General features: G+C 38.3%; 15 protein-coding genes. 3 read left to right on the plus strand and 12 right to left on the minus strand.

Annotation, left to right across the window (positions count from 1 at the left end):
• The first annotated feature begins 46 nt into the window (after positions 1-46).
• On the plus strand, positions 47-262 hold the full coding sequence (gene rpsU / locus I5515_RS01845; RefSeq protein ID WP_001136722.1) for a 30S ribosomal protein S21: 216 nt from the start codon (positions 47-49) through the stop codon (positions 260-262).
• A gap of 25 nt (positions 263-287) precedes the next feature.
• The gene (locus I5515_RS01850) at positions 288-734 is read left to right on the plus strand and encodes a GatB/YqeY domain-containing protein (protein WP_199964481.1); all 447 of its coding nucleotides are present in this window, start codon (positions 288-290) and stop codon (positions 732-734) included.
• 87 nt (positions 735-821) lie between these two features.
• Here I5515_RS01850 and I5515_RS01855 read toward each other — a convergent pair whose 3' ends face one another.
• The 12 genes from I5515_RS01855 to I5515_RS01910 form a co-directional block, all read right to left on the minus strand.
• The gene (locus I5515_RS01855; protein ID WP_199964482.1) at positions 822-2,249 is read right to left on the minus strand and encodes a M48 family metalloprotease; all 1,428 of its coding nucleotides are present in this window, start codon (positions 2,247-2,249) and stop codon (positions 822-824) included.
• A 142-nt stretch (positions 2,250-2,391) separates the two neighbouring features.
• Positions 2,392-3,357 (minus strand): 2-hydroxyacid dehydrogenase, encoded by a 966-nt coding sequence (locus I5515_RS01860; protein ID WP_199964483.1) that lies wholly within the window; start codon positions 3,355-3,357, stop codon positions 2,392-2,394.
• A gap of 11 nt (positions 3,358-3,368) precedes the next feature.
• On the minus strand, positions 3,369-4,016 hold the full coding sequence (locus I5515_RS01865; RefSeq protein ID WP_199964853.1) for a hypothetical protein: 648 nt from the start codon (positions 4,014-4,016) through the stop codon (positions 3,369-3,371).
• A 100-nt stretch (positions 4,017-4,116) separates the two neighbouring features.
• Positions 4,117-6,006: a M48 family metalloprotease gene (locus I5515_RS01870; RefSeq protein WP_199964484.1), complete on the minus strand. Its 1,890-nt coding sequence runs from the start codon at positions 6,004-6,006 to the stop codon at positions 4,117-4,119.
• 78 nt (positions 6,007-6,084) lie between these two features.
• A complete protein-coding gene (gene purF, locus I5515_RS01875) occupies positions 6,085-7,626 on the minus strand; it encodes an amidophosphoribosyltransferase (RefSeq protein WP_199964485.1) in 1,542 nt (513 codons plus the stop codon).
• Between the two features lie 25 nt (positions 7,627-7,651).
• Positions 7,652-8,239, minus strand: a complete 588-nt coding sequence (locus tag I5515_RS01880; protein ID WP_199964486.1) for a CvpA family protein — start codon at positions 8,237-8,239, stop codon at positions 7,652-7,654.
• A gap of 6 nt (positions 8,240-8,245) precedes the next feature.
• Positions 8,246-9,250 (minus strand): quinone-dependent dihydroorotate dehydrogenase, encoded by a 1,005-nt coding sequence (locus tag I5515_RS01885; protein WP_199964487.1) that lies wholly within the window; start codon positions 9,248-9,250, stop codon positions 8,246-8,248.
• Positions 9,251-9,339: 89 nt separating this feature from the next.
• Positions 9,340-9,819, minus strand: a complete 480-nt coding sequence (gspM, locus tag I5515_RS01890; protein WP_199964488.1) for a type II secretion system protein GspM — start codon at positions 9,817-9,819, stop codon at positions 9,340-9,342.
• A complete protein-coding gene (gene gspL, locus I5515_RS01895) occupies positions 9,819-10,958 on the minus strand; it encodes a type II secretion system protein GspL (protein ID WP_199964489.1) in 1,140 nt (379 codons plus the stop codon). Before gspL ends, gspM begins: the two co-directional genes overlap by 1 nt.
• 23 nt (positions 10,959-10,981) lie before the next feature.
• Positions 10,982-11,437, minus strand: coding sequence for a SixA phosphatase family protein (locus tag I5515_RS01900; protein WP_042897139.1), 456 nt, complete (start codon positions 11,435-11,437; stop codon positions 10,982-10,984).
• Between the two features lie 56 nt (positions 11,438-11,493).
• A complete protein-coding gene (locus I5515_RS01905) occupies positions 11,494-12,567 on the minus strand; it encodes an NAD(P)H-dependent glycerol-3-phosphate dehydrogenase (RefSeq protein WP_199964490.1) in 1,074 nt (357 codons plus the stop codon).
• 34 nt (positions 12,568-12,601) lie between these two features.
• Positions 12,602-13,177 (minus strand): nitroreductase, encoded by a 576-nt coding sequence (locus tag I5515_RS01910; protein WP_199964491.1) that lies wholly within the window; start codon positions 13,175-13,177, stop codon positions 12,602-12,604.
• A 208-nt stretch (positions 13,178-13,385) separates the two neighbouring features.
• Here I5515_RS01910 and I5515_RS01915 point away from each other — a divergent pair, with 208 nt between their 5' ends.
• Entirely contained in the window at positions 13,386-13,766 is a 381-nt protein-coding gene (locus I5515_RS01915) for a hypothetical protein (protein WP_199964492.1), read from the plus strand.
• The last annotated feature ends 28 nt before the right edge of the window (positions 13,767-13,794 follow it).

Consider the following 13,794-nt stretch of genomic DNA (forward strand, 5'->3'; position numbering starts at 1 on the left):
GGCACAATAGTGTGCTTGATCTTATCCATAATCTAGAGGATTTTACATGCCACAAGTTAAGTTGAAAGAAGGCGAACCAGTTGACGTAGCTATCCGTCGCTTCAAGCGTTCATGCGAAAAAGCTGGTGTTTTAGCTGACGTTCGTAAACGCGAATTCTACGAAAAACCAACTCAAGAACGTAAGCGCAAAAAAGCTGCTGCAGTTAAACGCTACCAAAAGAAATTGGCTCGCGAATCTGTACGTACTACTCGCCTTTACTAATTAATTTGTGATTGACTGCTAAATTATGACTACTTTAAAAAACCAAATTACTGATGCATTAAAAACTTCTATGCGTGCCAAAGATATGGCAACAGTGACGGTTTTGCGTGGTCTACAAGCAGCAATTAAGCAAATCGAAGTCGATGAGCGCAAAGAGCTTGACGACGCTCAAGTTCTTGCGGTCATTGAAAAGCAAATTAAACAACGTAAAGAATCGATCAAAGCCTTTGAAGGTGCTGGTCGTGATGATTTAGCTAGTAAAGAACAAGCCGAAGCTGAGATTTTATCTCAGTTTCTACCAGAAGCTATGACTGAGGAAGAGCTTGATTCTCTCATTGAGCAAACGATTTCTGCTCAAGAAGCAACTAGCATGAAAGATATGGGTAAGGTGATGAATTCTCTACGTCCGATCATAGCCGGGCGTGCCGATCCTTCTCAAGTTTCAGCAAAAATTAAAGCTAAATTAGCTTAATTTCCTCTCTTAAATTCTTTCCTTCAAGCTAAAAGTTCTTTTAGTTTGTACGCATTTGCATATCTGAAAATTTTGAAAAATATATATTTAAATTTTCATTCTTCGCTCATCTTGCATTTGTTTCAATCTACTGTCTATTCTAGCTAACATTGCATGATTATCTTTTGCTAATCGCTGGGCATGTAACATTGATTTAATTGCATTTTCCTCACTCCCCGACCAATATTCAGCTTCGGCTCGATAGCGTAGAACGTTGACTGCTCTCAATGGCCCTGCTTTGTCCAAATTAGCGGCTTGCTGTAAAAATTGCCAACCTTGTATATCTCTTGGGTTTTTATTAATAAATCGTTGAACAAGAGTTTGAACTTGTGCAAATTTTCCTTGACGTAACAATACTTCAGCCATTTTATAACTAAAAGCTCTATTCTCAGGCATAGTCATTTGTGTAGAGGCAATTGAAGAATACGCTTGATCAAGCTTGTTTTGCCCCAGATAAATATCTGTCTGCAATAACGTAACAAGAGGTTTCCCACTAGATTTTGCTTGATCTAAGGTAGACTGTGCCTGTGCATAATCCCCTTGTTTTACATAAAAAGCTGCCAAACCAATAAGACCAGCAATATTTTTTTGTGAAGCCAAACTTTGTAGCTGATTTTCAGTAGCTTGATCTGAAACCACCATTGTGTACCATTTTAAAATTTCAAAATCGACATCATATATACGATTTTTGACTTTAGGCATTTGGTTTGCACGAAGTCGAGCTTCACTCATACGCTCAGTCGTCAATGGGTGGGTCAGCCAAAAATCTGGTAAAAAACTTACCTGACTAGTCGTACGATGCATTGTTTCAAAATAATCTGCCATACTTTGAGGGTTATAACCCGCTGCATACATATATTGCATACCAATACGGTCTGCTTCACGTTCTTGGTTTCGACTATATGTTAACTGGCTATCCATTAATGCAGCTTGTGTTCCCAACATCACTGCCGCTCCTGCATCTCCACCGCCCTGTGCAGCTATTGCCACACCTGCTAAAAGCCCTGCTAAACTCAATAAAGTTTGCCCCTTGAAGGCTTCTTCTGAACGACTAAAATGTCTTTGTGATACGTGTGCAATCTCATGTGCCATAACCCCAGCAATTTCATCAATATTGCGAGCTGAAGCAATAAGCCCAGTATTGAGCGCGAATAGGCCACCAGGAACAGCAAAAGCATTAATTTGTGGATCTTTAATAACAACTAGACCAATAGGCTGACCAAGTTGGGTCTCACTCAAAATATTTGAAAATACTTGAAAAAATTGGTCTTCGAGCCAGATATCTTGAATAACTGGCATCTGCTTATGAACTTCACGGAAAACTTTTTCGCCAATAAATTTTTCTTTTTGTTGATCAAGCAAGCCTATCCCACTTCCAATATTTGGAATTTCCACCTGATTCGCAGATGGCTGAGGGTCGAAAGACTGCGCATACGAAGCATTTGCTATAAAAGTCGCACTTAAAATAACTGGCAAAAATCTCAAAAGTTTTTCTCTATTAAAATTAAACCATAAAAAAAGCCTACTGATATGAACCATAAAAAATTATGCTCAATCAATAGACTTTTACTATATCACTCGAAATTGACTAGTTTTGCAATGAAGTGTTATTAATCACTTATATAAAGTTTTGGTTTACCAAATATCTAGGAGTTTTATCTTCCAAAGCCTCAACCAGATTTCTATAGGCAAGATTTGCCATTTTTTTACGGGTTTCAGCAGTAGCTGAACCCACATGAGGTAAAGTGACTACGTTCGGCAATTTAAAAAGTGCCGAATCTTGTAAAGGTTCTTTTTCATACACATCTAAGCCAGCAGCAAAGATCTGATTTTGCTGCAAAGCCTCAATTAAAGCTTGCTCATCAACCACAGAACCACGCGCAATATTAATAAAAATAGCGTGTTTTTGCATAAGTTCAAACTGAGCTTTACCCATTAGGGCTTTAGATTCATTATTTAAATCAACTGCGGTTACTACAAAATCGGACCGCTGTAGTAATTGATCTAAACCAAGATATTCTGCGTTTAATGGTTCAGCTAATTCGGGCTTTTCACGACGATTATGGTAAACAATATTCATGTTAAATCCATAAAAACCACGTCGTGCAATTGCAGCACCAATATTGCCGAGTCCAATAATTCCTAATGTCTTTCCAAAAACATCTAAACCGAATTGCTGAGACCCTACAGTTCTTTTCCACTCACCTTGTTTAGTCCAATGATCAAGAAAAGGAACTTTTCTAGCAGCGCTTAATAACAATGTAAATGCAAGATCAGCTGTTGTTTCAGTTAAGACATGAGGCGTATTTGATAACCAGATTTTTCTTTTATTTAAGTAAGCTAGATCATAATTGTCATAGCCCACGGTTACAGATGAAATAATTTTTAATTTTTGGGCTGGTGCAAGATTACTTTCATTGAGTAACCGTCCTGCACCAATCATCCCGTCAGCATCTACAATGTGTTGTCGTATTTGTTCATTAATGTCACCCATTTTTGGGTTAAGAACTACAACATGATAATTCTGTTGTAATCGAGACAAAATTTCTTCATCAATTTGGCTAAAAACTACAACTTTTTTCATGTAAATCCCTACTACTCGTTGTTATCTTGCATTAATTTCCATAACCTTTTTTTAAGGAGTGGTTTCTCCAGCATTTCTTTTAAACTCGCTAAATGAATAATATTGGCATGTTGAATATAAGAACACTCACCAAGACACAATATCTTCTTCTCTGCTGCGACAGCATCTAAAAAGCCTTGTATATATGAACCAGCACCCCGCTGATCTTGATAAGTAGCCAACGGGAAAGGCCATTTCAATTCAGCATACTGCCCAATTTTTGCTTTTTGTATGTTACTCCAAAGCTGTTTTTCTTCTTCACTTAAATTCGTAACATCTAAAAAAATAACACATTTTTCAAGAGAAAAAGCCTGCAACTCAAATGATGCAATCTTAATTACAGGTGCTTGTACTTCATTGTTAGGAGTTACAACGGGTTGAGCCTGTATTGAAACTGGTGCCTCAATTTCAGGTTCAACTTTTGGAATATCGTTGATTTGTGGCTTTGTGGGTTGCTCAAGAACTACTGGTTCTACTGAAGGCAATATAATCGGCTCAGGTTCTTCAACTACATGATCTCGCCAAAGACTTTGAGCATTATTTTTTTGGCACACTTGTGTCTTAGGAATCCATAAATCAATTCCTAAAGTTGCCAGTATATTTCTTTGCTGCCCAATCATGTTTGAATCAATAGCTCTACTCAAGCTACATTCTAACGGGCTTGAGTTTTTTTTTCAGTGTTTTATTTCATTCAGTTGTTTTTATAATCGTAGATGTCTTTTAAATAATCATAACACTATTTCTTTTTTGCATTTGATCTACAATTTCTTCTGTCTCAAAGCCAAAACGCCAATAAAGCAATTCAAGTACATCCAGTTCATCTTGTGTGATAATCCTATCACTCCACAAGCACATTTCTGCAATCGCCAAAATACTAAGACGGTCACGCAACAATAACCCTGCAATATCATTTAGAATTTCGGCCAAATCTAAGGGCTCATCCGAAATCTCATCATAGACATACATTTCATCTGGATTGAGTAGTGAACGTAAAATACGGTCACGCACTTCTAACTGATTTGGACTATTAATCTGCTGAACGTGAAGCAAGGCATCAATCAAACGGACAATCTGGGGTTTTACTTCTTCAAACGCAGTTGGTAAATGTAACGGCATCAAATTCAATTCATATTTAACCCGTTCCAACAAAAGTGCATCTAGCAAACCAATCTCACCATCTTCTTGAATAATGAGCGCTAGCTTAGTAAGAAATTGCCGCGCAATGCTAGCTGGCATATGCCCAATGTTTTTACACGCATCATGAAATATTTGAATATGAATACGACCATCAAGATTTAATAAGGCATCAATAATGGCATGACTCACTGGTGCATCTTTAGGGATAAATTCTCGATATTGACGAATCATCAAAATAGCGACCATTACCTCACGTGAACCCGTAGCAGTTTGTAGCGCACGCTGAATTAACTCAGGGCGCTTTTTATTGCGGCGCACATCACTACTAAGAGGTTTAATGGCATCATTTAATGCAAAACTAATCGGCGATAGCCTTAATAAAGGCAGAGGCTGTGGAGATGACCACGGAATATATATTTCTTTCTCAGATTCTTCTAAAAAATGAAATAAACTAAATAATGGACGATTACGGAGTTTTTTTAAATTTTCTAATTGTAAATCTTGTAGCAAAGTCGGGTTTAATTCATAAATACGTTCACGAATGCTCGGATGGATATTCATCCAGCTTTGAGGGCTAAGTGAGTTAGCAAAACACATATGCGCGATTGACTCAGAATAAGCGCTATGAATTTGAGAACCAGAATGGTGTACATAAATACGCAACAAAGTCTGAGTATTAGCACTATTTTGCAATAAGCGTACCGTTTTTTGGTCATTACGAAATGTACGACCACTCAGCGTTAAATATTTAATAAATCGGGTGATCAGTACGCCTAGGCTTCCAGCCAACCAAATAACACCACCCACCGCAACAAAAACGGTTTCAAACTTATGTTTATAGCCCGGGCTATAGCGCTTAAAACCTTGTTTCGCTAATTTACTGCCCCATTGGCTAAATGTTGTTAATCCACTATATAAAATCTTTAACTTTGTATTTTCAACAGCTTCACCCGATAAAATCTGATTAAACTCATGACCCAACAAGCCATATAGTTCAAGTTTATCCAGATTTTGCAGAGCTCCCCATGTCAAAATAATCACAATATCCTTAGGATGGAAACCTGCCGTAAGCGCATTTACGCCCACTTCATCAGGTAAAACATATAAGGTTGGAACTTTAAGTGAAAAGTTTTGCGCCAATTGTTCAGTAAGTTTTAAGGCTGCAAGTTCTTCGGGAGTACTTTCTTCTTTCACTAAACGACGTGCTTTAAGTTGTTTTGCTAAAGAGTGTCCACCTTTGCGCAGGATATAAAGTTCAGTAACTACCGACCAAACCATGATAAAAAGTAATAGCGCGACAAAATAAGGACTTAAAGTGTGCCACCAAATGGGTTGACTATAATCAAAAAAATGGACGAGCAAACCTAAAATTAAATTTAAGATAAAAATAGTAAGCAGCACAGCAACCAAACACATAGTGATGGACCATGCCATATTCTTATTTTCGATTAGATAGTGGCTTACTTCTTTCAATGTAAATATTCCCAATTACATTGTTATTTTTCATCATAAAAGAAAAAAGCGGGAAACACCCGCTTTTTTCAGCTATTTCTATTCTTCTTTAATGCCTGTTAAATCTACAGAAGCAGCATCAACATTAACATCAATGTAACCATCTTTTTTCTTTTTTGCAGAATCATTACGCTTCTGCTCCAAATTATTTAGATAAGCACCATCAATATCACCTGTGACATAGATTCCATCAAATACAGAGCAATCAAACTCAGTTAGATCAGGTACTTTACTAGTACGTACAGCATTTTTTAAGTCTTCCAATTCTTGAAAAACTAAACGATCAGCACCAATAATTTCTTGGATCTCTTCTACACTGCGTTCTGAAGCAATTAGCTCAGTTTTAGCAGGCATATCAATACCGTAAACGTTTGGATACATAACCTGAGGTGCGGCTGATGCAAAGTATACTTTTTTTGCACCAGAATCACGTGCCATCTGGATGATTTCGTTACAGGTAGTACCACGAACAATTGAGTCATCAACCAGTAAAACATTTTTACCTTTAAACTCAAGTTCTACAGGGTTTAATTTCTGGCGTACTGATTTTTTTCGTTGTTGCTGACCCGGCATAATGAAGGTACGACCGATATAACGGTTTTTCATAAAACCTTCACGGAACTTAACACCTAGAATATTTGCAAGTTCTAATGCTGAAGTACGGCTCGTATCAGGGATTGGAATAACCACATCAATATCATGGTCCTCACCCCAGTCACGTAAGATTTTATGAGCAAGCTTTTCACCCATTTTTAAACGGGCTTTATAAACTGAAATTCCGTCAATAATGGCATCAGGACGCGCAAAATAAACATATTCAAAAATACATGGGCGGTATTTTGGATTAGCTGCACATTGTCTTGAGTACAATTCACCATCAGCAGTGATAAAAATTGCCTCACCTGGTTCAATGTCACGCTCAATTTTGAAACCAAGAGCTGTAATAGCAACTGATTCGGAAGCGATGATGTATTCCATCTCGCCTTGTTCAGTCATGCGTGAACCATAGATTAGTGGGCGAATACCGTTTGGATCACGGAAACCAACCAAACCATGACCAGTAATCATCGCCACTACGCCATATGCACCTAGACAGCGCTCGTGTACACGAGTAACTGTGTGAAAAATATCATCTGGTGTAGGGTTTAAAGTACCGTTCTTCTGCAACTCATGCGCGAATACGTTCAAAAGAACTTCTGAGTCAGAATCAGTATTCATATGACGTAAATCTGTTTTAAACAGGTCATCATGAATATCTTCGGCATTGGTTAAATTACCATTATGCGCAAGCGTAATGCCGTAAGGTGAGTTCACATAAAATGGCTGTGCTTCAGCACTGCTAGCAGAACCAGCAGTTGGGTAACGTACATGGCCAATACCATAATTACCAAGTAATGCTCTCATATGACGAGTATGAAAAACATCACGGACCATACCGTTATCCTTACGAAGGAAAAGACGGCCTTCATGGCAGGTTACTATTCCAGCTGCATCTTGCCCACGATGTTGCAACATCGTTAAAGCATCAAACAACATTTGGTTCACTGGCGATTTACCGGCTATACCAACAACTCCACACATAGCAACCTCGCAGACAAGCTAGGAATTAATAAAAAGGATTCTTTGTCGAATGGTCGGATCGGTTTTCTAACTTATCCGATTCGTCCATTGTTTTTGAAGGGGTGCTTGATGCACTACCTCCAGATGTTATTTGATGGAATGCCTCACTTGCTGCGTCTTTAGACAACTCGGTCGCTAAAGGTGCATAAGGCAGTAAAAATTGTATAAGTATGGACTGCTTCCAGTTTGGTGAACTTTCAACCCAAGGCCCTACGCCCTGCATTGTAATCAACACAACCAACAAGCCTTTTAAGGAACCAAAAGCACCACCTGCTAAACGATTTAATGGCCCCAATTTCAGACTTTTCAAGAGACCATTTAAAAATGCAGTGACGATCCATGTTAAAACAATGATCATAAGTGCTATAAATGCGAAAGCTGCAATTTTTTGAACAACCGGATCATGACTCAAACCCGACATGGACGGCGCAAGGAGGACAGCATATTTTGCACCCATAATTAATGCAATGACCCATCCTACCAAGTTCGCAAAGGCTTTGATAAATCCTTGTCGCAAACCGTTTAGCCCCCCAATGAGCAAAAGTATCAGAATAATGATATCAATTGTGTTCATATTCATTTAAATCATGGCTGCAACACATTGTTTTACTAATATAGGGCCAGTGTAAATAAGTCCGCTATAGATCTGTACTAATGTTGCTCCAGCTTGTTGTTTGACTGCTGCTTGTTCACCCGACAAAATTCCACCCACGCCAATTAATGGGATTTGTCCTTTTAACGTTTGGGCAAACAAACGTAAGCATTCGGTACTTTTTTCAAAAACAGGCGCACCGGATAAACCACCCGACTCATTACCATAAGGAAGATTTTCTACACCTTCTCTAGATAAGGTCGTATTAGTAACGATTAAACCATCAATTTTAAATTGCAATAATTGTGCTGCAATAAACTCAACATCTTCTGATGTTAAATCAGGTGCAACTTTTAAAACCAAAGGAACATAATGATTAAATTGCTCGGCAAGCTCGAGTTGTCTTTCTTTTAATGTTTGCAATAATTCAGTTAATGCATCACCACTTTGTAAACTTCTTAAGTTCTTAGTATTTGGAGATGAGATATTAACGGTAATATAGGAAGCGTAATTATAAACTTTCTCAAGGCAAATCAAGTAATCATCAACAGCATTTTCTACAGGTGTATCTGCATTTTTACCAATATTGATGCCTAGAATTCCTTTAAATTTTGAAGCTTTGACATTCTCAACAAGTTTATCAACACCATCATTATTAAAACCCATGCGGTTAATAATGGCTTTCGCTTCTGGAATACGGAACAATCGTGGCTGCGGATTACCCGACTGAGGACGAGGTGTAATTGTTCCAATTTCAATAAAGCCGAAACCTAGTCCGGCTAAAGAATCAATATGTGCACCATTTTTATCAAGCCCAGCCGCCAAACCTACCGGATTTGGAAATTCAATTCCCATACAGGTTGTTGGTTTTGATTCTACGCTCTGACGTAGCAGGCCAAACTTATGTGCTTTATCAAGCATAGATAATGTTAATTCATGGGCACGCTCTGGTGCTAAACTAAACAACATCGGGCGAGCAAGTGAATATAACATACCAATCACAATCTACTGATTTTAGGTAGGCATATTATAGGCACAGGTAGCACAAAACACCATGCTTAAGAACAGCATATTTTAATATGTTATTGAACCGTCGCTGTTAATTTAATCTGTCCGTCACTTGAAACCATTTCCATTTTTTGAATACTTAACCCCATTTGTGCAAGTTGGGTTAAAAAGTTCGCTAAAATTGCATAATTCTGATGAGTAACAATAATTTGTAACTGCTCACCATTTTGTTGAGAAGTGACCGTTAAGCCTTGCTGCTGAGCTACTCGTTGTATTTTTTCCGATTGAGCCAACTCAAGTTCATTCGCTGGCTTCATGGTCACTGCATTACTCTGCATCCAGACCATCAAATCTTTTAAATCATTTAAGCGTTGTTGTTGTTGCTCTGCCAAGGAATGCATTTTCCAAAGAGAAGCCCCTATAATGGCTACAACAACAAAGATTGTAGTAAAGACCACCATAACCCGCTCACGCACAGTTAAACGATCTAAATATTGAGTGATTTGTTCAATCCACTGATCAAAGCGGTTTTGCAATTGAGCTAACATTTTCATTATTGTATTTTCACCACCCCAATTGCCCCACCACCATCAGCCTGAACATTACCTAATTCAGCTTTGAATCCCTGCTGGTTAAGTTGCTGTGTTAAAGCTTGTAAATTATCGGCTGACTTTGCTTTTAATGCCATAGTTAGTGTTGATGCATCATAAGTTAACTGCTGAGCTAAAATTTGTTTTTGCATTAAAATAGGGCCAACACGACTCAATAAAGACAGTGCTTGTGCATCACCTTGCTTACTCATGCGTAAATGACTTTCAAACTGACTTTTTATATTTTGTTCATTTACACGACTAGACGCACCAAACCAATGTTTATATTGTTCAACCGTCTGCTCGGCGGTTTGATTAGCCACATTTCTTAACTTTACCCAGCGCAGCAAATCATAGCTAAACTGAACCACTATAATTGCTAAAACAACAGCAGCACATGCTTTCCAATAAACAGAAACCGCTTGCTCTTGCCCTTTCGCTTTAGGCAGAACATTAAAAGGATGCTGTTTAGGTTTATCTAAACCCTTAAATTGATAAATAAATTCTGAACGCTGCTCAGCACTTGAAGCTGCAATTAGGCTTTCGAGTTGCTCTGTTGTCAAACCACTATACTGATAATGTGTTTCGACTGACTGAAACTCTAAAAATAATGCTAAATCATCAAGTGAATTACCCACCCACTTACTTTCACGTACAAGTAACTTCTGATCAACATTACATAAGACCACTTGCTGTTCTTGAGGTTCAGGTAAAATCAGAAAATCTGGCAACAAAGCAACAAGTTTAATAGGCAGCAAAGCCATTGCATGTTGCCATGTTTCAACTGTTGTTTTTGCCACTCCCAATACGGTGAGTTGATCAGCATGAAAATGATGAACTACCTTCATATGATCAATAGGCAAAGTTACAAATTCTTCAAGCAAATATTTAACACCATCTGCCCCGAGTTGCTTGTAATGAGACTTTGCCATGTGCTGCTGGAGTACCTGAGCATGGCGACTAGGGAAAAAGATGACAGCTTCTCTTCCTTGATGTAATTGCAGGTCTTGTATTAATTGATCAAGACTTGCTGCCTGCAACCAGTTTTCTCCGTTAGACCAATGCCATATTCCATTGGTTTCAGGCATCCATAAATACAGCATAATGGGCTAAATGACCTTTTTAATTATATTGTGGGTATAAAACTATTTTTTTGTGTTGATAAACCAGTTGCAATAACAGCCTGATCATAAATTCGAGCTTCGGCAAGTGCAAATGGATTAAAGTTTTCATGCGTCAGTAATTCGGCAATATGCCCCACTACATTCATATGACACACGACTACAATTGACTCATAGGGAACCTGAGACAACCACTCTACAGCTTCTTTGGCATTATCATCTGGTTTAATTTTATCGCATAACAACACAGGTACATCTTTAAAATAAGTTTGAATATGCGCCAAAGTCTCTTGAGCACGCAATAAAGGACTCACTACAAAAATATCAGGCTTAACAATATCTTTTAAAAATGTTGCTGTCTGCTCAGCTTGAGCATGCCCACGAGCAGTAAGTGGACGTTTAGTGTCATTACCATTCACTGGAGGAGCGGCTTCCCCATGACGAACCAATGTCAGTTGCATAAATATTCCTTGTTAATAATTCTTGCATTATAACCGCAATTTATGACATTTCTTCTTCAGACTTCATGATGAGGTAAAACAAACTCAACATCACTACGATGTCCATTTTTCATAAGAGATAAAGCAATATTTAAAGGGGGTGCGCCTTCGAAAATAACTTCATATAAGGCATTTGTGATAGGCATATATACATCTAGTTCTTCAGCTTTACCACGCACCTGAACAATAGTATTAATCCCTTCCGCTGTTTGCCCTAACTCTTTACTCGCTTGATCAAGTGTTTTCCCCGAGCCCAAAGCATAACCAATCTGATAATTACGGCTTAATGGACTATTACAAGTTGCAAATAAATCACCAACGCCAGATAAACCCAAGAACGTTAACGGATTTGCCCCTTGCTTAACTGCAAAACGGCTCATCTCGGCCAAAGCACGCGTTAAGATCATACTCTTGGTATTTTCACCAATCTTGTAAGCAGCACCAATTCCCATTGCAACGGCATAAATATTTTTAAGTGCACCACCTAATTCCACACCATGCACATCATCACTACCAAAAACTCGGAATAAAGCACTATGAAGCGCGTGCTGCACCGCATAACGAACTAATTCAGAATCACTGGCGATAACCGTACCTGATGGCATACCTGCCATAATCTCCTTAGCGAGATTTGGGCCAGATAACACCCCATAAGGAACTTCCGGCAATTCTTCACGGATAATATCGCTCATGAAGCTAAAAGTTTTAGCCTCGACACCCTTCGTTAAAGAGACAACCGCCTGTGCAGTAATAAAAGGCGCAATTTGCTTTAATACATCACGAAATGAATGGCTAGGAATGGCCACCAAAATAATATCTCGATCACACACCGCTTGTTCTAGGTCAGACACAGCACGTAATGATGACTCTAAAACAAAGTCTGGCAAATAACGTTTATTAATATGAGTTTTATTGATTTCTTCTGCTGTAGCAGCATCACGAATCCAGATCATGGTGTCACAACCATTACGTGCAGCTAAATTCGCCATTGCCGTACCAAAGCTGCCTCCACCTAAAACAGTAATACGTAATGCCGTTTTTTTATCGACCGCAACAGGTTCCACTAAATCTGTAAACTTAAATTCAGTCATGCTTTATTATCCTATTTCTTACTTCTACAGACTGTTACGCCTGCCAAACTTTTACGAATTCTTTACTTTCAATATCTGCACGTGGTGCAATCGCTTTAGCTGCTGTGCCCACATAGATAATACCTGAAATTAAATCATGTGGTTGCAATCCTAAATACTGTTTTAACCAATTTGATTCGACAACAGCGCCACTACGCCACATGGTAGAAAAACCTTGAGCTTGTAAAGACAACAAAAGGTTTTGTACAGCAGCCCCCGTACTTAAAATCTGTTCAAAATGCGGAACCTTTGGATGGTCTTGCAATTGCGTAAGCGCTAAAATAAGTAACGGCGCACGAAAAGGATGATGCTTAACCCGCTCAAGTTGCGCTGAGTCAGTTTCCCCTAAATCAGCCAATGCTTTCGCTAAAACCTCACCAAAAGCAGCACGTTGTTCAGCTTCAATGACAACAAAACGTGTTGGTTTAAGTCTATGATGGTCAGGAGCAGTTAAGGCAGCTTGAAAAGCCAACTCTAATTGATCTGCATTTGGTGCAGGCTCAATCAATTGACCAATAGATTGACGTTGGTGAATATTCTGATGAATTATCTGTGTTGCTGAATCCGTCATTAATATTGATCTAACTCAAAAAATTCAAAATAGATTAGCATAATCTACAGATAATCCACCATCGTATCTAAAACATAAAAACAATCAGCTCATGCTTTGACATTTTTTAATACAAAACATCAAAACTCATACAACGTCTTCAAAAACAATTAGAAAAGCTGTGTTCAAATATATAATTATTTTGGCGATTAGCGATATTAGGTGAATCATGAAAAAAATAATTTTAGCAAGTGCTTTAAGCAGTGTTGTTTTATTACTTGGCGCTTGTGCCACCACCCCTAAAAACACTTTAGCGGTTCAAAAAGAAAATAATCAATTTGAGGTAACTGGCATTGGTAAAACAAATTTAATTGCGAAAAATAACGCGATTAGTGCTGCTCAAAAAACTTGTTCAAAAAATACTACACCTGTTGTTGTAGATGAAAAAACAACATATCACGGTGTATTAAAAGATGTAGTAAGCGAGAAAACTGGTCAAATGGTTGAAGCCGCAGCTGGTGTTATTGGCACATTAACTGGTAAAAATGCATCACTCGCTAAAGATGATGATTACCAAACCACGCTCACCTTCTATTGTAAAATTAATTAATCAAAAAAAATCCCAATCAAATGATTGG

It is taken from the genome of Acinetobacter calcoaceticus (assembly GCF_016508255.1).
Classification (GTDB): Bacteria; Pseudomonadota; Gammaproteobacteria; order Pseudomonadales; family Moraxellaceae; genus Acinetobacter; species Acinetobacter calcoaceticus_E.

Coding starts and splice junctions, on each gene's coding strand:
- I5515_RS01880 (WP_199964486.1), bottom strand. CDS start 8,239: ATGAACACAATTGATATCATTATTCTGATACTTTTGCTCATTGGGGGG.
- gspM (WP_199964488.1), bottom strand. CDS start 9,819: ATGAAAATGTTAGCTCAATTGCAAAACCGCTTTGATCAGTGGATTGAA.
- I5515_RS01865 (WP_199964853.1), bottom strand. CDS start 4,016: ATGATTGGGCAGCAAAGAAATATACTGGCAACTTTAGGAATTGATTTA.
- gspL (WP_199964489.1), bottom strand. CDS start 10,958: ATGCTGTATTTATGGATGCCTGAAACCAATGGAATATGGCATTGGTCT.
- I5515_RS01900 (WP_042897139.1), bottom strand. CDS start 11,437: ATGCAACTGACATTGGTTCGTCATGGGGAAGCCGCTCCTCCAGTGAAT.
- rpsU (WP_001136722.1), top strand. CDS start 47: ATGCCACAAGTTAAGTTGAAAGAAGGCGAACCAGTTGACGTAGCTATC.
- I5515_RS01885 (WP_199964487.1), bottom strand. CDS start 9,250: ATGTTATATTCACTTGCTCGCCCGATGTTGTTTAGTTTAGCACCAGAG.
- purF (WP_199964485.1), bottom strand. CDS start 7,626: ATGTGTGGAGTTGTTGGTATAGCCGGTAAATCGCCAGTGAACCAAATG.
- I5515_RS01850 (WP_199964481.1), top strand. CDS start 288: ATGACTACTTTAAAAAACCAAATTACTGATGCATTAAAAACTTCTATG.
- I5515_RS01905 (WP_199964490.1), bottom strand. CDS start 12,567: ATGACTGAATTTAAGTTTACAGATTTAGTGGAACCTGTTGCGGTCGAT.
- I5515_RS01910 (WP_199964491.1), bottom strand. CDS start 13,177: ATGACGGATTCAGCAACACAGATAATTCATCAGAATATTCACCAACGT.
- I5515_RS01860 (WP_199964483.1), bottom strand. CDS start 3,357: ATGAAAAAAGTTGTAGTTTTTAGCCAAATTGATGAAGAAATTTTGTCT.
- I5515_RS01915 (WP_199964492.1), top strand. CDS start 13,386: ATGAAAAAAATAATTTTAGCAAGTGCTTTAAGCAGTGTTGTTTTATTA.